The organism is Pseudarthrobacter sp. CCNWLW217 (genome assembly GCF_037203985.1).
Classification (GTDB): domain Bacteria; phylum Actinomycetota; class Actinomycetes; order Actinomycetales; family Micrococcaceae; genus Arthrobacter.
This window is the reverse complement of the sequence record NZ_JBBCBT010000049.1, coordinates 1-1034: the sequence shown is the minus strand read 5'-3', so window position 1 is coordinate 1034 and position 1034 is coordinate 1. Positions and strand designations below refer to the sequence as shown.

The 1034-nt window shown below is 65.2% G+C and carries 1 protein-coding gene; it reads left to right on the top strand.

Going from position 1 to position 1034, the window contains the following annotated elements:
- The coding region (locus V9L18_RS21975; protein WP_337349265.1) for a catalase at positions 1–1034 on the top strand (1034 nt) is incomplete at both ends.

The window sequence follows — 1034 nt, the reverse complement described above, 5'->3', positions numbered from 1 at the left end:
ACCCAGTCAGGTGCGCCGGTTACGTCCGACGCGCATTCGAAGTCAGTTGGTGCCGACGGTGCCATCATCCTGACTGACCACTACCTGGTCGAAAAGCTCGCCCAGTTCAACCGCGAGCGGGTGCCCGAGCGCGTAGTACACGCCAAGGGCGGCGGCGCGTTCGGTACGTTCAGGGCCACCGAGGACATCTCTGCCTACACCAAGGCCGCGTTCCTGCAGCCCGGCGCCGAGACCGAGATGCTGATCCGGTTCTCCTCCGTCGCGGGCGAGAACGGCTCCCCGGACACCTGGCGCGATCCCCGCGGCTTCGCCGTGAAGTTCTACACCTCCGAGGGCAACTACGACCTCGTGGGCAACAACACCCCGGTCTTCTTCATCCGCGACGGCATCAAGTTCCCGGACTTCATCCACTCCCAGAAGCGCCTCCCGGGCACCCACCTGCGCGACGCCGACATGCAGTGGGACTTCTGGACCCTGTCCCCCGAATCCGCGCACCAGGTCACCTGGCTCATGGGCGACCGCGGCCTGCCGGCCTCCTGGCGTGAAATGCAGGGCTACGGCTCCCACACCTACCAGTGGATCAACGCCGCGGGCGAACGGTTCTGGGTCAAGTACCACTTCAAGTCCAACCAGGGCGTCAAGACCATCACCGGCGAGCAGGCCGAAGAGCTGGCCGGCTCCGACGCGGACTTCTACATCCGCGACCTCGCCGAAAACATCGACGCCGGCAACTTCCCGTCCTGGGACCTGCACGTCCAGGTCATGCCCTACGAGGACGCCAAGACCTACCGCTTCAACCCCTTCGACCTCACCAAGGTCTGGCCGCACGCGGACTACCCGCTGATCAAGGTCGGCACCATGGAACTGAACAAGAACCCGGAGAACTACTTCGCGCAGATCGAACAGGCCACCTTCGCGCCCTCGAACTTCGTGCCCGGCATCGCCGCGTCCCCGGACAAAATGCTCCAGGCCCGCATCTTCTCCTACGCCGACGCACACCGCTACCGCGTGGGCACCAACCACGCCCAGATCCC